This is a genomic window from Pantoea sp. EKM101V, assembly GCF_011800325.1.
Classification (GTDB): domain Bacteria; phylum Pseudomonadota; class Gammaproteobacteria; order Enterobacterales; family Enterobacteriaceae; genus Pantoea; species Pantoea anthophila.
Genome location: NZ_JAALFP010000002.1, coordinates 82,932 through 103,923, shown reverse-complemented (window position 1 = coordinate 103,923; position 20,992 = coordinate 82,932). Strand labels below are relative to the sequence as shown.

The 20,992-nt window shown below is 56.6% G+C and carries 24 protein-coding genes; 21 read left to right on the top strand and 3 right to left on the bottom strand.

The genetic code is table 11. The features are described 5' to 3' along the window. Positions 1-27 precede the first annotated feature (27 nt). Positions 28-984, top strand: a complete 957-nt coding sequence (gene rluC / locus HFD92_RS04345; protein WP_009090870.1) for a 23S rRNA pseudouridine(955/2504/2580) synthase RluC — start codon at positions 28-30, stop codon at positions 982-984. Between the two features lie 11 nt (positions 985-995). On the opposite strand, the gene HFD92_RS04340 is transcribed toward rluC, so the two are convergent. Then, positions 996-1,583: a nucleoside triphosphate pyrophosphatase gene (locus HFD92_RS04340; RefSeq protein ID WP_167428392.1), complete on the bottom strand. Its 588-nt coding sequence runs from the start codon at positions 1,581-1,583 to the stop codon at positions 996-998. Between the two features lie 140 nt (positions 1,584-1,723). Here HFD92_RS04340 and yceD point away from each other — a divergent pair, with 140 nt between their 5' ends. The 14 genes from yceD to ptsG all read left to right on the top strand — a co-directional run bounded on the left by yceD (position 1,724) and on the right by ptsG (position 13,934). Beyond that, positions 1,724-2,245 (top strand): 23S rRNA accumulation protein YceD, encoded by a 522-nt coding sequence (gene yceD, locus HFD92_RS04335; RefSeq protein WP_009090867.1) that lies wholly within the window; start codon positions 1,724-1,726, stop codon positions 2,243-2,245. 14 nt (positions 2,246-2,259) lie between these two features. Further along, positions 2,260-2,430 (top strand): 50S ribosomal protein L32, encoded by a 171-nt coding sequence (gene rpmF / locus HFD92_RS04330; RefSeq protein WP_003849870.1) that lies wholly within the window; start codon positions 2,260-2,262, stop codon positions 2,428-2,430. A gap of 25 nt (positions 2,431-2,455) precedes the next feature. After that, a complete protein-coding gene (plsX, locus tag HFD92_RS04325) occupies positions 2,456-3,496 on the top strand; it encodes a phosphate acyltransferase PlsX (RefSeq protein ID WP_167428391.1) in 1,041 nt (346 codons plus the stop codon). Then, entirely contained in the window at positions 3,497-4,450 is a 954-nt protein-coding gene (locus HFD92_RS04320) for a beta-ketoacyl-ACP synthase III (RefSeq protein WP_009090864.1), read from the top strand. Positions 4,451-4,466: 16 nt separating this feature from the next. Continuing rightward, positions 4,467-5,399 (top strand): ACP S-malonyltransferase, encoded by a 933-nt coding sequence (gene fabD / locus HFD92_RS04315; protein ID WP_046101599.1) that lies wholly within the window; start codon positions 4,467-4,469, stop codon positions 5,397-5,399. Between the two features lie 10 nt (positions 5,400-5,409). Next, complete coding sequence (gene fabG / locus HFD92_RS04310; protein WP_009090862.1) at positions 5,410-6,144, top strand: 3-oxoacyl-ACP reductase FabG; 735 nt, start codon at positions 5,410-5,412, stop codon at positions 6,142-6,144. 154 nt (positions 6,145-6,298) lie between these two features. Beyond that, positions 6,299-6,535 carry an acyl carrier protein gene (acpP, locus tag HFD92_RS04305; protein WP_003849865.1) on the top strand — a complete coding sequence of 79 codons (237 nt, stop codon included), beginning with the start codon at positions 6,299-6,301 and terminating at the stop codon, positions 6,533-6,535. A gap of 84 nt (positions 6,536-6,619) precedes the next feature. Beyond that, positions 6,620-7,861, top strand: coding sequence for a beta-ketoacyl-ACP synthase II (gene fabF / locus HFD92_RS04300; protein ID WP_167428390.1), 1,242 nt, complete (start codon positions 6,620-6,622; stop codon positions 7,859-7,861). A gap of 91 nt (positions 7,862-7,952) precedes the next feature. After that, positions 7,953-8,768 carry an aminodeoxychorismate lyase gene (gene pabC / locus HFD92_RS04295; protein WP_154927852.1) on the top strand — a complete coding sequence of 272 codons (816 nt, stop codon included), beginning with the start codon at positions 7,953-7,955 and terminating at the stop codon, positions 8,766-8,768. Beyond that, complete coding sequence (mltG, locus tag HFD92_RS04290; RefSeq protein ID WP_167428389.1) at positions 8,765-9,784, top strand: endolytic transglycosylase MltG; 1,020 nt, start codon at positions 8,765-8,767, stop codon at positions 9,782-9,784. The genes pabC and mltG overlap by 4 nt, the downstream gene beginning before the upstream one ends. Beyond that, the gene (gene tmk / locus HFD92_RS04285; RefSeq protein ID WP_009090858.1) at positions 9,774-10,406 is read left to right on the top strand and encodes a dTMP kinase; all 633 of its coding nucleotides are present in this window, start codon (positions 9,774-9,776) and stop codon (positions 10,404-10,406) included. Before mltG ends, tmk begins: the two co-directional genes overlap by 11 nt. Next, positions 10,406-11,395, top strand: a complete 990-nt coding sequence (gene holB, locus HFD92_RS04280) for a DNA polymerase III subunit delta' (protein ID WP_167428388.1) — start codon at positions 10,406-10,408, stop codon at positions 11,393-11,395. The genes tmk and holB overlap by 1 nt, the downstream gene beginning before the upstream one ends. Positions 11,396-11,413: 18 nt before the next feature. Beyond that, the gene (locus tag HFD92_RS04275; protein ID WP_167428387.1) at positions 11,414-12,205 is read left to right on the top strand and encodes a metal-dependent hydrolase; all 792 of its coding nucleotides are present in this window, start codon (positions 11,414-11,416) and stop codon (positions 12,203-12,205) included. Between the two features lie 292 nt (positions 12,206-12,497). Further along, on the top strand, positions 12,498-13,934 hold the full coding sequence (gene ptsG / locus HFD92_RS04270; protein WP_009090856.1) for a PTS glucose transporter subunit IIBC: 1,437 nt from the start codon (positions 12,498-12,500) through the stop codon (positions 13,932-13,934). Positions 13,935-13,988: 54 nt separating this feature from the next. Here ptsG and HFD92_RS04265 read toward each other — a convergent pair whose 3' ends face one another. Further along, positions 13,989-15,128 carry a glycoside hydrolase family 105 protein gene (locus tag HFD92_RS04265; RefSeq protein WP_150029673.1) on the bottom strand — a complete coding sequence of 380 codons (1,140 nt, stop codon included), beginning with the start codon at positions 15,126-15,128 and terminating at the stop codon, positions 13,989-13,991. Next, on the bottom strand, positions 15,125-16,726 hold the full coding sequence (locus HFD92_RS04260; RefSeq protein WP_167428386.1) for an MFS transporter: 1,602 nt from the start codon (positions 16,724-16,726) through the stop codon (positions 15,125-15,127). The genes HFD92_RS04265 and HFD92_RS04260 overlap by 4 nt, the downstream gene beginning before the upstream one ends. A 359-nt stretch (positions 16,727-17,085) precedes the next feature. On the opposite strand from HFD92_RS04260, the gene hinT reads away from it, so the two are divergent. The 6 genes from hinT to ycfP are packed head-to-tail and all read left to right on the top strand — an operon-like array spanning position 17,086 to position 20,898. Further along, complete coding sequence (gene hinT / locus HFD92_RS04255; protein ID WP_009090851.1) at positions 17,086-17,436, top strand: purine nucleoside phosphoramidase; 351 nt, start codon at positions 17,086-17,088, stop codon at positions 17,434-17,436. Between the two features lie 20 nt (positions 17,437-17,456). Beyond that, positions 17,457-17,825 (top strand): YcfL family protein, encoded by a 369-nt coding sequence (locus HFD92_RS04250; protein ID WP_111207923.1) that lies wholly within the window; start codon positions 17,457-17,459, stop codon positions 17,823-17,825. An 11-nt stretch (positions 17,826-17,836) separates the two neighbouring features. Further along, entirely contained in the window at positions 17,837-18,436 is a 600-nt protein-coding gene (gene lpoB, locus HFD92_RS04245) for a penicillin-binding protein activator LpoB (RefSeq protein WP_009090848.1), read from the top strand. 16 nt (positions 18,437-18,452) lie between these two features. After that, on the top strand, positions 18,453-19,235 hold the full coding sequence (gene thiK, locus HFD92_RS04240) for a thiamine kinase (RefSeq protein WP_167428502.1): 783 nt from the start codon (positions 18,453-18,455) through the stop codon (positions 19,233-19,235). A 39-nt stretch (positions 19,236-19,274) separates the two neighbouring features. Next, a complete protein-coding gene (gene nagZ / locus HFD92_RS04235) occupies positions 19,275-20,315 on the top strand; it encodes a beta-N-acetylhexosaminidase (protein ID WP_058957492.1) in 1,041 nt (346 codons plus the stop codon). A 40-nt stretch (positions 20,316-20,355) separates the two neighbouring features. Further along, entirely contained in the window at positions 20,356-20,898 is a 543-nt protein-coding gene (ycfP, locus tag HFD92_RS04230; protein ID WP_046101607.1) for an alpha/beta hydrolase YcfP, read from the top strand. Positions 20,899-20,992 lie beyond the last annotated feature (94 nt).

Genomic DNA, 20,992 nt, shown 5'->3' with positions numbered 1-20,992 from the left:
CAGGGGACACTATTTAGAATCGCCGCCATGAAAACAGAGAATCCGGGCGTACAATTTGTCGCCATCACGGCTGAAAATGCCGGACAACGCATTGATAACTTTTTGCGCACCCAGCTTAAGGGTGTGCCAAAAAGCATGGTTTATCGCATCGTTCGCAAAGGCGAGGTGCGAGTGAATAAAAAGCGCGTCAAGCCCGAATATAAGCTGGAGGAGGGCGATGAGGTTCGCATTCCACCGGTGCGGGTCGCCGAACGCGATGACGAGGCCGTGTCACCGAAACTGGCAAAAGTGGCCTCACTGGCTGACGCCATTCTGTATGAAGATGAGGCGCTGCTGGTGATGAACAAGCCTTCCGGCACCGCCGTTCACGGAGGCAGCGGGTTGACCTTCGGCGTCATCGAAGGCCTGCGCGCACTGCGTCCCGAAGCACGCTTCCTGGAACTGGTGCATCGCCTGGACCGTGACACCTCCGGTATTCTGCTGGTGGCGAAAAAGCGCTCGGCGCTGCGCTCTCTGCATGAGCAACTGCGCGAAAAGGGGATGCAGAAGGATTATCTGGCGCTGGTGCGCGGCAACTGGCCGTCACATCTGAAAGTGGTTCAGGCTCCGCTGCTGAAAAACATCCTGCAGAGCGGCGAACGCGTGGTGCGCGTCAGCAGCGAAGGCAAACCCTCTGAAACCCGCTTTAAAGTGGAAGAGCGGTTTGAGTTTGCCACGCTGGTGAAGGCCAGCCCGGTAACCGGTCGCACGCACCAGATTCGTGTGCATACGCTGCACGCCGGTCATCCTATCGCTTTTGACGATCGCTATGGCGAACGTGACTTTGACAGTCAGCTGGCGGCAACCGGCTTAAATCGCCTCTTCCTGCACGCGGCGGCCCTGACCTTTACCCATCCTGGCACGGGCGACGTGATGCGGGTGGAAGCGCCGCTGGACGAAGGCCTGAAGCAGTGTCTGCTCAGGTTACGTCAGCGTAAAGGGTGAGTGCTCCGGCATCACGCGGTTAAAGGATTGATGCCGGCCTGCTGCAGCATTGCATTGAGCGCAATCAGCGGCAGGCCGACCAGCGTGTTGGGGTCACGCCCCTCCAGTCGATCAAACAGACAAATTCCCAGCCCCTCACTTTTAAAGCTGCCCGCACACTGAAGCGGCTGCTCCCTCTCAACATAGCCGGTAATCTCTGCCTCGGTTAAGGTGCGGAAATGCACCACAAAAGGTTCACACTCCTGCAGCAGTGTGCCACTGGCGGGATGACAGAGTGCCAGGCCGGTATAAAACGTGATCGCTTTGCCGCTGGCGGCACGCAGCTGCGCCCGCGCCTTCTCTGCGGTGTGAGGCTTTCCGGTAATCACGCCATCCAGTACACAGACCTGGTCGGAGCCGATAATCCAGTGACTGGGGTAGGTTTCTGCCAGTGCCTGCGCTTTGGCTTTGGCAAGTCGCATCACCAGCGCCTGCGCCGATTCATCCGGCAGCGGCGACTCATCTACTTCTGGCGCAGCCGTAATAAAAGGCAGCCCCAGCTTGCGCAGCAGCGCCTGTCGGAAGGGGGAGGTCGAAGCTAAAAGAATCGATGGCGTCATTTTTTTTCAATAGTAATAGCGAATTGGTGACAGTCATTTTAAACTGTGCGCCGCACTGGATGCGAATAGTGGTTGAAAGATGCTGTTTAACGGCCTTTTTCTTTGACTCTATGACATTACAAAGTTAATATGCGCGCCCTATGCAAAAGGTAAAATTACCCCTAACGCTGGACCCTGTCCGCACCGCTCAGAAGCGCCTTGATTATCAGGGTGTCTACACATCTGCACAGGTGGAGCGTGTGGCCGAGTCGGTCGTTAGTGTGGACAGTGATGTGGATTGTGCCATGTCGTTCGCGGTTGATAGCCAACGTCTGGCGGTACTGACGGGTACTGCTGAAGTTCAGGTGACGTTGCGTTGTCAGCGCTGCAACCAGACCTTTCCCCATCACGTAAAAGTCAGTTTTTGTTTCAGTCCCGTCTCTTCTGAAGAGCAGGCCGAAGCATTGCCGGAAGCGTACGAGCCGGTCGATGTCAACGAATTTGGTGAGATCGATCTGCTGGCGGTTGTTGAGGATGAACTGATCCTCGCGCTGCCGGTCGTTCCGGTGCACGATTCTGAACACTGTGAAGTGTCCGAGGCGGACATGGTCTTTGGCAAACTGCCTGCAGAGGCGGAGAAACCAAATCCATTTGCCGTATTAGCCAGTTTAAAGCGTAAGTAATAGGAGTAAGGTCCATGGCCGTACAACAGAATAAACCCACCCGTTCTAAGCGTGGTATGCGTCGTTCGCACGATGCGCTGACCACTGCTGCTCTGTCAGTAGATAAAGTTTCTGGCGAAACTCATCTGCGTCACCACATCACTGCGGACGGTTACTACCGCGGTCGCAAGGTTATCGTTAAGTAAGTTTCTTGCTTAGCAAGGCGATACCTTGACACGTTTGACCCTGGCGATTGATGCCATGGGCGGGGACTTCGGTCCCTGCGTGACAGTGCCTGCAGCATTGCAGGCACTGGCCTCTCATTCGGAACTATTCCTTCTTCTGGTCGGACATCCCGACACTCTCATGCCATTGCTTGCCAAAGCGGATTCCTCCCTGATGGGGCGTTTGCAGGTTATCCCTGCCGAATCGGTTATTGCAAGTGATGCGCGGCCCGCTCAGGCCATCCGGAACAGTCGCGGCAGCTCAATGCGTATGGCGCTGGAGATGGTGAAAGAGGGACGTGCCCAGGCCTGTATCAGCGCCGGTAATACCGGGGCTTTGATGGGGCTGTCGACACTCTTATTAAAACCGCTGGACGGCATTAAGCGTCCGGCGCTGATGTCCGTTTTGCCGCATCAGCAGCAGGGTAAAACGGTGGTACTCGATCTGGGCGCGAATGTGGACTCAGACAGTGCGATGCTGGTGCAGTTTGCCGTGATGGGTTCCGTGATGGCCGAGTATGTACTGGGGATTTCTCAGCCCCGTGTTGCACTGCTCAACATCGGTCATGAAGAGACCAAAGGGCTGGAAACAATCCGTGACGCCGCGGTTATGCTGCGAGAATCACCGCACATCAACTATATTGGTTACCTCGAAGGTAACGAGCTGCTGACCGGTAAAACCGATGTCATGGTCTGTGACGGTTTTGTCGGGAACGTCACGCTGAAGACGATGGAAGGCGTGGTAAGAATGTTTCTTTCTCTGCTGAAGTCCTCAGGGGAAGGCAAAAAACGGTCATGGTGGCTTCAGTTGCTGGGGCGCTGGGTTCAGAAACGTCTGGCAAAGCGCTTCGGGCATCTCAACCCCGACCAGTACAATGGCGCTTGTCTGTTAGGATTGCGCGGAACAGTGATCAAGAGTCACGGCGCAGCAAATCAACACGCCTTCGCCGTGGCGATAGAACAGGCAGAGCAGGCGGTGAGGCAGCAAATTCCCGAACGAATTGCTGCGCGCCTTGATGCTGTATTAGCCAGGAGTGACAAAGCCTAGATGTATACCAAAATTATCGGTACGGGCAGTTATCTGCCCAGCCAGGTTCGCACCAATGCCGATCTGGAAAAAATGGTGGAGACGTCGGACGAGTGGATTGTTACCCGTACCGGCATCCGTGAGCGTCGCATTGCTGCACCTGACGAAACCGTCGCCACCATGGGATTCAGCGCCGCTCAGCGCGCGCTGGAAATGGCCGGCATTGAGGCGAACGACGTTGGGCTGATCATTGTCGCCACAACCTCTTCCAGCCATGCCTTCCCGAGCTCCGCCTGCATGATCCAGCAAATGCTGGAGATCAAAGACTGCGCGGCGTTTGACCTTGCGGCCGCCTGCGCCGGTTTCACCTATGCACTGAGCGTGGCCGATCAATACATCAAAAATGGTGCCGTAAAACATGCGCTGGTGATTGGTGCTGATGTGCTGGCGCGTGCGCTGGATCCGGAAGATCGCGGCACCATCATCCTGTTCGGTGATGGCGCGGGTGCGGTTGTGCTGGGCCAGAGCGAAGAGCAGGGGATCATCTCTACCCATCTGCACGCCGACGGTCGCTATTCGCAGCTGCTGACCCTGCCTTATCAGGATCGCGCGCATCAGGATCAGCCTGCCTATGTCACCATGGCGGGCAACGAAGTCTTTAAAGTCGCCGTAACCGAGCTGGCCCACATCGTTGACGAAACGCTGCAGGCCAATAATCTCGATCGTGAAATGCTGGACTGGCTGGTGCCGCATCAGGCTAACCTGCGCATCATCAGCGCCACCGCGAAAAAACTCGGCATGACCATGGATAAAGTGGTCGTCACACTGGATCGCCACGGCAACACCTCTGCCGCCTCGGTGCCAAGCGCACTGGACGAAGCGGTTCGTGATGGCCGCATCAAACCCGGACACCTTATTCTGCTGGAAGCCTTTGGTGGTGGATTCACCTGGGGTTCTGCGCTGGTTCGCTTTTGATTGACAGGAACGAAAGATGACGCAAATTGCATTTGTTTTTCCCGGTCAGGGTTCACAGACCGTGGGCATGCTGGCTGAATTAGCAGCCACTTATCCGCAGGTTGAAGAGACCTTCCGTGAAGCTTCTGACGCGCTGGGATACGATCTGTGGCAGTTAGTCAGTCAGGGTCCGGCTGAAGAGCTGAATAAAACCTGGCAGACCCAGCCAGCCCTGCTGACCGCCTCCGTGGCTATCTACCGTGTCTGGCAGGCGCAGGGCGGCGAACAGCCCGTTCTGATGGCCGGTCACAGCCTGGGTGAGTACTCGGCACTGGTGTGTGCAGGCGTGCTCAACTTCGCTGACGCGGTGAAACTGGTTGAACTGCGCGGCAAACTGATGCAGGAAGCGGTGCCGGAAGGCACGGGCGCAATGCAGGCGATTATTGGCCTGGATGACGCCGCTATCCGTCAGGCCTGTGAAGAGAGTGCTCAGGGCCAGGTTGTTTCGCCGGTAAACTTCAACTCGCCAGGCCAGGTGGTCATTGCGGGTAACAAAGAAGCCGTTGAACGTGCAGGCGCGGCCTGTAAAGCAGCGGGTGCCAAGCGTGCCTTACCGCTGCCGGTCAGCGTGCCTTCCCACTGCGCACTGATGAAGCCTGCTGCCGACAAACTGGCAGTGGCGCTTGAAGGCATAACGTTTAATACGCCAGCGGTGCCGGTCATTAATAATGTCGATGTCAAAGCAGAATCCGACGCGTCGGCTATCCGCCATGCGCTGGTTCGTCAGCTTTACAGCCCGGTTCGCTGGACCGAGAGCGTGGAAGCGATGGCAGCACAGGGTGTGACACACCTGCTGGAGATGGGTCCGGGCAAAGTCCTGACCGGTCTGACCAAACGCATTGTCGATACCCTGACCGCTGCTGCCGTGAACGATACGGCTTCACTGAACGCTGCACTCGGAAAGGAATAAGAGGAAAATCATGAGCTTTGAAGGTAAAGTTGCGCTGGTTACCGGCGCGAGTCGCGGCATTGGTCGTGCGATTGCAGAAACCCTGGTGGCACGCGGTGCCAGAGTCGTCGGAACTGCAACCAGCCAGAGTGGCGCCGACGCTATCAGTGCTTACCTTGGCGACAAGGGCAAGGGCCTGTTACTGAATGTGACTGACGCTGACTCCATTAACAGCGTTTTAGAGAATATTCGCGCTGAATTTGGCGAAGTGGATATTTTAGTCAATAATGCAGGCATTACGCGTGACAATCTTCTCATGCGCATGAAGGACGATGAGTGGCAGGATATCCTGGATACTAACCTCACATCGGTATTCCGCCTTTCTAAGGCGGTTCTGCGTGCCATGATGAAAAAGCGCGTGGGCCGTATCATCACCATTGGTTCCGTTGTCGGCACCATGGGTAACGCGGGCCAGGCAAACTACGCAGCAGCAAAAGCGGGTTTGATTGGCTTTAGCAAATCACTGGCGCGCGAAATCGCGTCACGTGGCATTACCGTCAACGTCGTGGCTCCAGGCTTTATTGAGACTGACATGACGCGGGCACTGAACGAAGATCAACGTTCCGGTATTTTGGCGGAAGTGCCAGCGGGTCGCTTAGGCGAAGCGCAGGAAATCGCCAATGCTGTGGCATTTTTAGCCTCTGACGAAGCAGCCTACATCACAGGTGAAACGCTGCACGTCAATGGCGGAATGTACATGGTCTGATAAATCACGAAATCATTTGCATTATTTGCGGTTAAAACCGCAAAATAACGCAAAATCGTGGTTAGACCAGCCGGGATTTTGTTGCATCTTTTTCACCATTTTATACACTACGAAAACCATCGCGAAAGCGAGTTTTGATAGGAAATTAAATAGTATGAGCGATATCGAACAACGCGTTAAGAAAATCATCAGTGAGCAGCTGGGTGTGAAAGAGGAAGAAGTCACCAACTCTGCATCTTTCGTAGAAGACCTGGGTGCCGATTCTCTTGATACCGTTGAGCTGGTGATGGCTCTGGAAGAAGAGTTTGATACTGAGATTCCAGACGAAGAAGCTGAGAAAATCACTACCGTTCAGGCAGCGATCGACTACATCAATAGCCATAAAGGCTAATGAATATCTTCAGGCGGTCGCTCGACCGCCTGATTTTTTTGTTTGTCCCACATAGTTCCTATTTCCCCTCCCTGGAGGACGAACGTGTCTAAGCGTCGTGTAGTTGTGACTGGTCTTGGCATGTTGTCTCCTGTCGGCAATACCGTAGAGTCTACCTGGAGTGCTCTCCTTGCCGGTCAGAGCGGCATTACCCTGATCGACCATTTTGATACCAGTGCTTACGCAACGCGTTTTGCAGGTCTGGTAAGAGATTTTAATTGTGATGATTTCATCTCGCGCAAAGATCAGCGCAAGATGGACGAATTCATCCAATACGGCATCGTGGCTGGTATTCAGGCCATGCAGGACAGCGGTCTGGTTGTGACCGAGGAAAATGCAGGCCGTATGGGCGCAGCGATTGGCTCCGGCATCGGTGGCCTGGGTCTGATTGAAGAGAATCATACCTCCCTGGTCAACGGCGGCCCGCGCAAAATCAGTCCATTCTTTGTGCCTTCAACCATCGTTAACATGGTGGCGGGTCATCTCTCCATCATGTATGGCCTGAAAGGTCCGAGCATCTCTATTGCGACAGCCTGTACTTCTGGTGTCCATAACATCGGTCATGCTGCACGTATCATCGCCTATAACGATGCTGACGTGATGCTGGCAGGTGGCACAGAGAAAGCCAGTACGCCATTGGGCGTGGGCGGTTTTGGTGCTGCACGTGCGCTCTCAACCCGTAACGACAACCCGCAGGCGGCAAGCCGTCCGTGGGATAAAGATCGTGATGGTTTTGTGCTGGGCGACGGTGCCGGTATCGTGGTGCTGGAAGAGTACGAACACGCGAAAAAACGCGGCGCGAAGATCTATGCAGAAATCGTCGGTTTCGGCATGAGCAGCGACGCTTACCACATGACATCACCACCGGAAAACGGTTCTGGTGCGGCGGCAGCGATGGTCAACGCGCTGCGGGACGCTCAGCTGGATCCGGCGCAGATCGGCTACGTTAACGCGCACGGCACGTCAACGCCGGCCGGTGACAAAGCGGAAGCGCAGGCAGTGAAATCCGTGTTTGGTGCGGCGGCACAGAGCGTGATGGTCAGCTCGACTAAGTCGATGACCGGTCACCTGCTGGGTGCGGCAGGCGCAGTGGAGGCGATCTACTCGATTCTGGCGCTGCGCGATCAGGCGATTCCACCGACCATCAACCTCGACAATCCGGATGAAGGCTGCGATCTCGACTTCGTGCCTCATACCGCACGTCAGGTTACCGGCCTGGAATACACGCTGTGTAACTCCTTTGGCTTTGGCGGAACCAACGGTTCGTTGATTTTCCGTAAAGTGTAATCGGTGTTGATGCGTAAAAAGGCCCGCGATGCGGGCCTTTTTTTATCCTGCAGAATGCGCTGAAATCACACGTCATCCCCGGGAGAGAGCGATGTGGATTAACGGTATCAAACAATCAACGCTGGCAGCCAGCGACCGTGGCCTGCAGTTTGGCGACGGCTGCTTTACCACCGCGGCTGTGCGTCAGGGTAACATTCTGCTGCTGGAGAACCACCTTCAGCGGCTCAGGCAGGGCTGCGAACGGTTATGGATCGGCGGCATTGACTGGCTTCAGCTTGAGGCTGAGATGAAACAGGCCGCGCAGGGGCAGGAGCAGGCCGTTCTGAAAGTGATTATCAGCGCCGGTAGCGGTGGACGCGGATACAGCCGGCAGGGCTGCGCCGAACCCACACGGATTGTTTCGCTCGCGCCCTGGCCGCACCATTACGCCACGTTGCAGCAGCGCGGTGTGTCTCTCAGCCTCAGTCCGGTTCGTCTGGCGCGTAATCCTCTGTTTGCCGGTATCAAACATCTTAATCGCCTGGAGCAGGTGCTGATCAGGGCTCATCTTGACCAGACAGACGCCGACGAGGCGCTGGTGCTTGACACTGAAGGTTGGGTGGTGGAATGCTGTGCGGCCAATTTATTCTGGCGTCACGGCACGCAGATTTACACCCCCGATCTGTCAGAATCGGGTGTGGATGGCATTATGCGGCGGAGTCTGATGGCACAACTCGCGGCGGCAGGTCAGGCTTGCCAGGTCATAAAAAGCGAACCGGCGCAGCTGCTGGACGCCGATGAAGTGGTGATATGTAATGCGCTGATGCCGGTTCTGCCGGTCCGACAGATAGAAGCGTCGCACTTTACTGAACGCTCGCTGTTTAATCAGTTGCTCGCAAGCTGTGAAAAGATAATGGATGCATCATGAGTCGAAGCAAAAAAATTCTCGCCGCTCTGCTGGCGATAGTGGGTCTCGCCGCGGTTGTCAGTTACTGGCAGGTTAAGCAGTTTGCGGCCACCCCTTTAACACTGCATCAGGAAACGATCTACACGCTGCCTGCCGGTACGGGACGGGTGGCGCTTGAAGCGCAGCTGGAAGAGCAGAAGATCATACCTGAGAGCATCTGGTTCGGTGCGCTGCTGAAGCTGGAGCCGGAACTGGCGACGTTTAAGGCGGGAACCTATCGCCTTGAGCCGACCATGACGGTGCGTTCGCTGTTACAGCTGCTGGCCAGCGGTAAAGAAGCCCAGTTCCCGTTGCGGTTTGTGGAAGGTCAGCGGCTGAAAGAGTGGCTGAGTGAACTGCGCAAGGCACCCTATATCCGGCATACCCTGAAAGACGATCAGTTCGCTACCGTTGCCAGCGCGCTTAACGTGCCAGCGGATCAGCTGGAGGGCAACTTTTTCCCCGATACCTGGCTCTACACGGCGAACACCACCGATGTTTCGCTGCTGCAGCGTGCACATGAACGCATGAAAAAAACCATTGAGGAAGTGTGGCAGGGCCGGGCAGACAATCTGCCCTATAAAACGCCACAGGATCTGGTCACGATGGCCTCTATTATTGAAAAAGAGACCGCCGTCAGCGCCGAGCGTGCGCGGGTTGCGTCGGTCTTTATCAATCGTCTGCGTACGGGGATGCGACTCCAGACCGATCCCACGGTGATCTATGGCATGGGCGACAGCTACACCGGTACGCTGACCCGCAAAGATCTGGAGACGGCCAGCAGTTACAATACCTATATGATTAATGGCCTGCCGCCTGGCCCGATCGCCATACCGGGTAAAGCCTCGCTGCAGGCAGCGGCCCATCCGGAAAAAACCAACTATCTCTACTTTGTGGCGGATGGCAAGGGCGGGCATACCTTTACCACGAATCTTGCCAGCCATAATAAGGCGGTGCAGGTCTACCGGCAGACGGTTAAGGAAAAAAATGGACAGTAAGTTTATCGTCATTGAAGGCCTGGAAGGCGCCGGAAAAACCACCGCGCGCGACGCTATCGTCGCCACGCTGCGCGCCCGGGGCATCACCGATCTGGTCTTTACCCGGGAGCCGGGCGGAACGCCGCTGGCGGAACAGCTGCGGGTGCTGGTCAAGCAGGGGATTGAGGGTGAACAGGTTACCGATAAAGCGGAACTGCTGATGCTCTACGCTGCTCGGGTTCAGCTGGTGGAAACCGTGATCAAACCGGCGCTGGCGCGCGGGGCCTGGGTGATCGGCGATCGTCACGATCTCTCCTCTCAGGCTTATCAGGGGGGCGGACGGGGACTCGACAGCGATCTGATGCAGACGCTGCGCAGTGCGGTACTCGGCGACTTCCGTCCGGATCTGACGCTCTATCTGGATGTGACACCTGAGATCGGTCTGCAGCGCGCCCGGGCACGCGGTGAACTGGACCGCATTGAGCAGGAGTCGCTGCGCTTCTTCGAACGCACCCGGGCGCGCTACCTGGCGCTGGCAGCAGCGGATCCGGCCATCCTCACGATTGATGCCACACAGGCGCTGCCTGATGTGACGGCGTCACTTCAGGCAGCGCTGGATACGTGGCTGGCGGAGCAGGCGTGATGAACTGGTATCCGTGGCTGAACCAGCCTTATCGCCAGATCATTAGTCAGCATCAGGAGAATCGCGCTCACCATGCGCTGATGATCCATGCGATGACGGGCATGGGCGATGAGGCGCTGGTCTGGGGAATGAGCCGCTGGCTGATGTGTCAGCAGCCGGATGGCCTGAAAAGTTGCGGCCAGTGCCACGGTTGCCAGCTGATGCAGGCCAATACGCACCCGGACTGGTACCGGCTTGAGGCGGAGAAAGGTAAATCCACGCTGGGCATTGATGCAGTGCGGCAGGTGACAGAAAAAATGTACCACTTTGGTCAGCAGGGGGGGGCAAAAGTCGTCTGGCTGCCGGATGCGGCACAGCTTTCGGAAGCGGCGGCCAACGCCCTGCTGAAAACGCTGGAAGAGCCGCCCACTAACAGCTGGTTCTTCCTCAGCAGCCGCGATCCGTCACGGCTGCTGGCAACGCTGCGCAGTCGCTGCATGACGCTGCACCTGACGCCACCGGATGAAGGGCAGAGCCTGCTCTGGCTGAAGAAGCACGCCTCACAGGATGAAGCGATGCTGCTGGCGGCGTTACGCCTGAGCGCGGGCGCGCCTGGTGCGGCGCTGAGCCTGCTGGACACCGGGCCGTGGCAGGCCAGACAGAAGCTCTGCGACGCGCTGCCTGCGGCGTTGCAGCATGACATCCTGCAACTGCTGCCTGTGCTGAATGCAGACGATGCGGCAGCACGCATTGGCTGGCTGATTTCATTACTGCTGGACGCCATGAAATGGCAGCAGAATGCGGAGCAGTGGCTGAGCAACATCGATCGCCAGGATGTGGTGGCCTTACTGGCCAGCCACTTTTCAGCCAGCGCGCTCAACAACACGGCCCGGACCTGGATGCGCTGCCGTGAACAGCTACTGCATGTGGCGTCAGTCAACCGTGAATTATTGCTGACCGATCAGCTCCTGAGCTGGGCAGATAACCAGAAGCCCGCCCTGATCGGCTAAATCACTCTGAGAGTCTTTATGTTTATTGTCGATTCCCATTGCCATCTTGATGGCCTGGATTATGAAAAGAACCACCGTGACCTGGATGACGTGCTCGCCAAAGCGGCGGCGCGTGATGTGAAATTTATGCTGGCCATCGCCACCACGCTGCCGGGTTTTCATACCCTGAAGCAGCTGGTGGGGGAACGAAAAAACATTGCGCTCTCCTGCGGCGTTCATCCGCTGAATCAGGAAGAGGCGTACGATGTTGAGGAGTTTCGCCGGCTCGCTGCCGATCCCCGCGTGGTCGCGCTGGGTGAAACCGGGCTGGATTATCACTACCAGCCTGAGACCCGGGAGCAGCAGCAGCGCTCGTTCCGGGAACATATCCGAACCGGTATCGCACTGAACAAACCGATTATTGTTCACACCCGCGATGCGCGTGACGATACGCTGGCGATCCTGCGGGAAGAGCAGGTTGAGCGCTGTGGCGGCGTGCTGCACTGCTTCACAGAGGATCAGCCTACCGCGGCTAAACTGCTGGATATGGGCTTCTACATCTCCTTCTCCGGTATCGTTACCTTCCGTAATGCCGAACAGTTACGTGAGGTGGCACGCTATGTACCACTGGACCGGATGCTGGTCGAAACCGACTCCCCGTATCTGGCCCCGGTGCCTTATCGCGGCAAAGAGAACCAGCCCGCCTATACGCGCGATGTTGCCGACTATCTGGCCGTGCTGAAAGGGGTCGATATCGAAACGCTGGCGGAGGCGACCACCCGCAACTTCTCCACGCTGTTTCATATCTCGATGAGCCAGCTGGGTGCCTGAGTCGGCCGGTTTATTTCAGTCTTTGTAATTAATCTGCAATCTTCCTGAATGACCCTGTTTTTCTGAACAGGGTCAGTTTTTTATTGCGTGTTGCAGCGCTGAATTAATCAGAAATTTCGCAAATCATGCCGCTGTAATTGTTGAAACGTGATAGCCGTCAAAGTAAAAAATCGGTAATTATTTTACCCTTCGTAATAAATCAAAAGGCGGTTACCGCCACCCCGGTAAAGAATCCTCCCTCTTTACCACGCGCACTGCGCAAATATGCACTCATACTCAGGAGCTTCACGCTATGTTCAAAAATGCTTTTGCCAACCTTCAAAAGGTCGGTAAATCGCTGATGCTGCCGGTATCGGTTCTGCCGATTGCCGGGATTTTATTAGGGGTCGGTTCAGCTAATTTCAGCTGGTTACCTGCGGTAGTTTCGCATGTGATGGCAGAAGCGGGCGGCTCGGTGTTCGCCAATATGCCGCTGATTTTTGCGATTGGTGTGGCGCTGGGCTTTACCAACAATGACGGCGTTTCCGCACTGGCCGCTGTGGTCGCGTATGGCATCATGGTGAAAACCATGGCGGTCGTGGCGCCGCTGGTTCTGCATCTGCCGGCGGCAGAGATCGAGGCTAAACACCTCGCCGACACCGGGGTGCTGGGCGGAATTATCGCCGGCTCCATCGCCGCCTATATGTTTAACCGTTTTTACCGCATCAAGCTGCCTGAGTATCTGGGCTTCTTTGCCGGTAAGCGTTTTGTGCCGATTATCTCCGGCCTGGCGGCGATTGTGCTGGGCGTGCTGCTCTCCTTCATCTGGCCACCGGTGGGTGCCGCGATTCAGGAGTTCTCGCAGTGGGCGGCCTATCAGAACCCGGTTGTGGCCTTTGGTATCTATGGCGTCGTAGAACGCGCTCTGGTGCCGTTTGGTCTGCATCACATCTGGAACGTGCCTTTCCAGATGCAGATTGGCGAGTACACCAACGCCGCAGGCCAGGTGTTCCACGGCGATATTCCACGCTACATGGCGGGTGACCCGACTGCCGGTAAACTCTCAGGCGGCTTCCTGTTCAAAATGTACGGCCTGCCGGCTGCTGCGATTGCTATCTGGCACTCCGCGAAACCTGAAAACCGTGCCAAAGTCGGCGGCATCATGATCTCTGCTGCGCTGACCTCGTTCCTGACCGGTATCACCGAACCGATTGAATTCTCATTCATGTTCGTGGCACCCATTCTGTATGTGATCCATGCCATTCTGGCGGGTCTGGCGTTCCCAATCTGTATCCTGCTGGGGATGCGTGATGGCACCAGCTTCTCGCACGGTCTGATCGACTTTATCGTGCTGAGCGGCAACAGCAGCAAAATCTGGCTGTTCCCGATTATCGGTATCATCTACGGTCTGGTGTACTACACCCTGTTCCGCGTACTGATTGTTAAGCTGAACCTGAAAACGCCTGGCCGTGAAGAGAGCAGCAGCAGCGAGCAATCTTCTGCGACCGGCACAGAGATGGCTGGCAAACTGGTTGCTGCGTTTGGCGGTAAAGAGAACATCACTAACCTGGATGCCTGCATCACCCGTCTGCGCGTCAGCGTGGCCGATGTGGCGAAAGTGGATCAGTCAGAACTGAAAAACCTCGGCGCCCGCGGCGTGGTGGTGGCCGGTTCAGGTGTGCAGGCCATTTTCGGCACCAAGTCCGATAACCTGAAAACCGATATGGATGATTACATCCGCAGCATGTAACGAGACACGCTGATGAGAAAGCCCCGCACTGCGGGGCTTTTTTTTTATTACCACTCAGAGGTAAACCCGCAGATACTCGGTCAGACAGAGCAGCGCCATTGCCTGGCCGTACGGCATTGAGGTCAGGGGAATGTTACGGTAGTCATCGAGATCGCTGCTCATCGCGGTGCCAAACGAAACCTGCTTCAGCTCACCATCGTCATCAATGTTGGCAATCACACCGCGCAGTGCTTTTTCAGCGACCTCACGAAATTCAGCGGGCAGATAACGCTTACGGACGCCTTTCAGAATCCCATAGGCAAAGCCAGCCGTGGCAGAGGCTTCCGGATAACTGTGTGGGTCATCGAGCAGGGTGTGCCATAATCCACTGCTGTGCTGACAGGCGCTGAGTGCCCTGACCTGGCTTTCCAGCACCTGCTGCAGAAAACGGCGGGTGGCGTGATGCTCAGGCCAGTCCATCATCTCCAGAAAGTCGGGGATCACTATCGTCACCCAGCTGTTGCCACGGGCCCAGCGCGCATTCGCGAAGTGATGGCGGCCGTCAAAGTTCCAGCCGTGAAACCACAAGCCGGTCCCGCGATCCATCAGATACTGGGTATGAAGCAGGAACTGATAAACCGCTTCCTCAATCCACGCGTCGCGCTTCAGCAGCTGCCCGATTTTGGCCAGCGCCATCACGCTCATCATGAGCGTATCGTCCCAGAGTTGCTGCCTGTTTTCGCTGTTATAGACAATGTGCTGCAGGCCACCCTGTTCGGTGCGCGGCATCTCATACATGACCCATTCCGCCCAGCGCTCAAGTACCGGCTTCCAGACCGGATTACCGGTCTCCTCATAGCGATAGGCCAGAGTCAGAAAAGGACAGACCGTATTGACATTTTTGGTCGGCGTGCCTTCCGCCAGCCGCTGCGAAAACCACGTATCGATAATCGACAGCGTCTGCTCATCACCGGTCTGCTGGTAGTAGTGCAGCATCCCATAGAGACCAATGCCGTGAGTCCACTCCCAGCCTGCCCAGCCTTTGGTATCAATCACCCGGCCATCATCCAGCCGCAGCAAAAATTCGCCGGTTTCGTCGGTGATGTTAATCAGATTTTGTGTCAGCTTCTCAATCAGCTGTACCAGTTCACGGCGTGGCAGCAGATACTCAGGCTGGCGCAGCAGCGGACTCTGTTTAACGGGAAAGAGCATCATGATTTATTCCTGTTTAAGGTCGGGTTTAAAGAAGGGGAGATCAGAGAGGGGGCCGGGAGTTTGCCGGGAGCGGGCTTGTTGCGATTGAGAAAGCCAATATTATTGTTACCCCACAGATTCTCATAGGGCATGCCCGCCAGCGTTTCAACGATCCTGCGCGCGTCCGGGGTGATACTTTCCGGCACGATACGGCCCGCTTCACGCATTTTCTGCGTCTCCTGACGCAGCACAGTATGGGTCTGCAGATTCAGCCTGAAGCGCAGTGACACCATAAAGCCGCAGGCCAGAACGGCGACGGTGCCGATGCTCAGAATCGCCAGGATGGTGTGGCTGACCCCGGGTAACTGCGTCGACTGACCTGAGACAAAGCCCGAGAGTTGCAGAATGATGCCAACCAGCATCACCGCACCCGCCTGCGACGCTTTCCGCGTCAGCGTCATGATGCCGGCAAAAATCCCTTCCCGTCGCTGACCGGTGATCACCTCATCCACGTCGGCGATATAGGTGTAGGTGTTCCACGGCACATAATTGATGCCGCCACGTCCCAGCCCAGCCAGGGCAGAGACGGCGAGCAGCAGTGACATGTTGTCGTTCAGGCCGGCATACCACAATCCGGCATAGGAGAGCGCTGCCAGGGCGAACAGGAGGGCTACCATACGGTAGGCAGGCGCAGGACCAAGACGGATGCAAAGCGGGATCATCACCATTACCGCGATGAACTGCAGCACCGCCATCGTGCCCATCAGGCTTGAGGCGACCTGGGCGCTCTGCATCAGCACAAATACCACATACCAGGTAAAGACGGCGTTAAAGATATCCTGAGCGATATAGCCACCGAGATACATGCCCAGGTGCTGGCGGAAGATGCGGATGCGCAGGGTAGAAGCCAGCTCCACATAGAGCCGTTTCAGGCTCTGCCGGAGCGTCAGTTGCTGTTTTTCCAGCCCGGCCCGGCGCGACTCCGCGGAAAAATCATCAGGATGACGCTCCCAGGTAAAACACCACACCAGTGTCAGCACCAGCGCACAGATGACGGAGAAGACCAGACTGGCGTAGAAAAAGGAGAGAGGGTTATCTTTTCCCAGCCAGCCCAGCAAAAGGCCAGGCAAAAACGCTGCCAGTATGGCCGACAGCTGTGCCAGCCCGATGCGTGCACCGGAGAAGTGCGTTTTTTGGCGGAAATCGTCCGTCATTTCCGGGACCAGCGTTTCATAAGGCACCAGGATCATGGTGTAGACGATGTCAAACAGCAGATAAGTGGAGAGATACCACCAGAAACTCATGTCGCTGACCCACATCAGGCTGTAACTGAACACCGCGGGAATGCCGAGCAGGATAAAGAATTTGCGGCGGCCAAAGCGTTTACCCAGTCGGGTAGAGCCGAAGTTATCGGTGATAAACCCCATCAGCGGACTGACTATCGCATCCAGAACGCGGGCGGCGGCGAAAATCAGGGTGGCCTGAATCGGGGTCAATCCACAAAAGGTGGTGTAAAAATAGAGCAACCAGGCGGCAGTCAGTGCCGTCGTGCCGGCTCCAAGAAAATCTCCAGAACCATAGGCCAGATAGTGGCCCGGACCAATTTTACGTGAGCGCATAGCAGAGGCTCCTTGAGGTTGTATGGCGGTTAACTCTGGTGACGCCGGACATCTCAACCGGACTGGTTAGCAAAGTAGAACTGACCGGAGGGGTAAACCTTCGCGATTTGGCAAGGGATGGCGCCAGAATGGCAACCAGATGAAGAAAAGGGGGGCGAAACTCTTATTTATGAAACAGCGTTTCATTTTTATAATGAGGCGGTGGTCAGCAGGACCAGCAAAACGGCATACTGGCCAGGAAGATAGCGCGCTGCTACAAAGGCAGGCTAACAAAACAAGAAAAGTGGCACCGAGGTTGAAAGAAAACAAATTTCTCCCTCATACTGCTTGATTACGACTCATGCTAAAGGAATTGCACCATGGCTGAAGAAACCATTTTTAGTAAAATTATCCGCCGCGAAATCCCCGCTGATGTGGTTTATCAGGATGAGCTGGTCACTGCCTTCCGCGACATTTCGCCCAAAGCCCCGACCCATATCCTGATCGTGCCGAATGTACTGATCCCGACGGTTAACGAGGCGGAAGCGGCGCATGAGCATGCGCTGGGCCGCATGTTCACCACCGCGGCGAAAATCGCCCGTCAGGAAGGCATCGATCAGAATGGTTATCGGCTGATTGTGAACTGCAATCAACATGGGGGTCAGGAGGTTTATCATATTCACATGCATCTGCTGGGTGGCGAACCGCTGGGCCCGATGCTTTCAAACTGAACTGACAACGGAAACGTGCTATGCGATCCTGGCTGACTGGCCTGCCGATCCTGCTCTGCCTGACGGCCTGTAGCAGTGATAAACCGATGATCAATACCTCGCAGTCGCTGGTGATGGAGTCCTCTGTGCTGTCGGCAGGGATCATCACCGATGAGCCGAGGCTGGATGAGAACGATGGACTGAAACGCGCCACCAGCGTGCTCTATAATCAGCGCGAAACCCCGGTCATTGTGCACTATCGTTACTACTGGTATGACGACAAGGGGCTGGAAATCACCCCGCAGGAACCGGCGCAGACCGTCACCGTTCCGGCACAGGGGAGCATTGTCGCCACATCGCAACTGGGTAACCTGACTGCCAGCAAGGTTCGTCTCTATCTCTATCTTTAAGGATTTTCGACGTGATACGCAGTATTAATCGTACCGGAGCGCTCCTGATGGCGCTCATTCTCACCGGCTGTGTCGTGAAGCAGCAGCAGCCCGCCACGGTTGAACCGACCCAGCCTTCTGAGCCGGTGCAGCCTGTTCCGCAACCTGAACCGGTGCCGCAACCGCAGCCACAGCCGGTGCCGCAGCCACCGAAGCTGGTGACGATCAACTGGGACGCCAGCGTTCAGCCGCTGGTGGCGCAGATGCTCCAGGCGACCAGCGCCGAGCCAGGCAGCGTGCTGCTGGTGGATCGGATTAAAAACAGCACCAACGGATCGCTGCAAAGCGAGAAAGCCACAGCGGCGATCCAGAATGCGCTGAACAACAACGGCAAATTCACTCTGGTTTCAGCCGATCAACTGGCACAGGCCAAGCAGGCGCTGGGTTTGTCGCCGGATGACAGCCTGAACTCGCGCAGTAAAGCGATTGGCCTGGCACGCAATGTTAACGCGCAGTATGTGCTTTACAGCAATGCACGCGGCGATGTGAAAGCGCCGACCCTGCAGATGCAGCTGATGCTGGTGCAGACCGGCGAAATCATCTGGTCTGGCAACGGCATTGCACAGCATTGATTCCGCATTTTCGCGGATGATTCATCAGGTCACCGGCGAGCCAGAGAGGACGACATCGCTTCCGCTCGCCGGGCTGACCGGGCACAGTCAGAAAATCGTCAGCCCGCGTGGTCTCTTCATCGCGCGGGCGGCACCTCAGCCGCCGATTCCCTTTGTTGACCGGCAGCGTGAGTTTCGTCTGTTACGAAAACTGCGCGCCAGCGGAGTGGCCCCTCAGCCCGTTGCAGGCCACCGGCAGGGGAATGTGCTGAGCTGGTGTCCTGGTGAGGCGCTGGATGAACAGCGCTTCAGCCAGCAGCGTCCGCAGATTGTCACTCTGCTGCAACAGCTGCACCAGCAGCCGCTGACCGGCTACCGTCTGTCGCTGCTGCCGCTGCTCTGGCGGTACTGGCAGCAGGTTGCTCAGCGCAATCATCGCTGGCTGCGGGCGCTCCGGCGGCTGACCCAGCAGGGCGAACCTCAGCCGCTGAGGCTGGCACCGCTGCACATGGACGTGCATGCCGGGAATATTATCCAGGGTGAGACAGGGCTGCATCTGATTGACTGGGAGTATGCCGCGGATGGTGATGTGGCGCTGGAGCTGGCCGCACTCTGCGCCAGCGATCCGCAAAACCAGGCTGACTGGCTGGCCGACTATGCTGCGGCAATGCGGCTGCCGCCTGATGCCCTGGTAAAGCAGGTCAGACGCTGGCAGCCCTGGCTGCGGTTACTGATAGCCAGCTGGTATCAGCTCCGTGCCGCTCAGTGTGACGATGAAGCACTACAACAGATGGCTCGACAGAGCTGGCAACAGATTTAATCGCGTCACGCAGAGGCGTAACGCTACAGGATTCAGGTTATGAAATCACATTTACCCGGCCCACTGATGCTCGACGTTGAGGGTTATGAACTGGATGGCGAAGAGCGCGACATCCTGCAGCATCCGCTGGTCGGCGGTTTGATATTATTTGCCCGCAATTATCACGATCCCGCTCAGCTGGCCGAGCTGGTGCGCCAGATTCGCGCCGCCTCTCACACCCGGCTGGTGGTTGCGGTGGATCAGGAGGGGGGGCGCGTGCAGCGATTCCGCGACGGCTTCACCCAGCTGCCCGCCATGCAATCTTTTGCCGCCCTTCACGACGCAGAGCGCGCCGGTGAGATGGCACAGCAGGCAGGGTGGCAGATGGCGGCAGAGATGATCGCGATGGACATCGACATCAGCTTCGCGCCGGTGCTTGATGTGGGTCATATCAGCGCCGCGATTGGCGACCGCGCTTTCCATGACGATCCGGCTATTGCGCTTGCCGTCGCCCGTCGTTTTATCGCCGGGATGCATGAAGCGGGCATGAAAACCACCGGGAAACATTTTCCGGGGCATGGTGCGGTCAGTGCCGATTCGCACAAAGAGACCCCGCGCGATCCGCGCGATGAAAAAACGCTGCGTGAACATGACATGGCGATCTTCAGCCAGCTGATAACCGAGCAGGCGCTGGATGCCATTATGCCCGCGCATGTCATCTACACCGACGTGGACCCGCTGCCTGCCAGTGGTTCGCCTTACTGGCTGAAAACCGTCCTGCGCGAGCAGCTGGGCTTCAACGGGGTGATTTTCTCCGACGATCTCTCGATGGAGGGCGCCGCGGTCATGGGCAGCTATCCTGAGCGGGCACAGCAGTCTCTCTCTGCCGGTTGCGACATGATTCTGGTCTGTAATCAGCGTCAGGGGGCTATCAGTGTGCTCGATAACCTGATCCCGGTCGGGTCAGAGCGGGTTACGCAGCTGTATCATCAGGGCAGATTGACCCGCGATGCGCTGCAGGCAACGTCTCGCTGGAAAGAGAATGCCCGGCAACTGAGTGCACTTCAGGAACGCTGGCTGGCTCATAAAGCGTCGTGGTAAGGAGGGATTGCCCGGCGCTATCGATACCTTGAGGATTAACATGATCATCTATCTGCACGGTTTTGATTCAAACAGTCCAGGCAATCACGAAAAAGTGCTGCAACTGCAGTTTATCGACCCTGACGTCAGGTTGATCAGTTACAGCACCCGCCATCCTAAACATGACATGCAGTTTCTGCTGAAAGAGACGGACAAAATGCTGACCCTGTCCGACGATGACCGTCCGCTGATTTGCGGGGTCGGGCTGGGCGGCTACTGGTCAGAACGCATCGGATTTTTATGTGGCATCCGGCAGGCGATCTTCAACCCTAACCTTTTCCCGCAGGAGAACATGGAGGGGAAGATCGACCGGCCAGAGGAGTATCAGGATATCGCCACGAAATGCGTCAGTGACTTTCGCGAGCGTAACCGCGATCGCTGCCTGACTTTTCTTTCCCGTCAGGATGAGGCGCTGGATACGCAGCGCATCGCCAGTGAGCTGCATCCCTTTTATCAGATTGTCTGGGACGAAACGGAAGGGCACAAATTCAAAAATATATCCCCACACCTTCAGCGGATAAAAGCCTTTAAAACAGCAGGTTAAGCAGAGCAGGCACCATGGGGTGCCTGTTTTCATTGCGTAATTCTCTGAGTTTTATTCGTCTTCTTTGATGTATATCAATATTCTTATGTCCTCC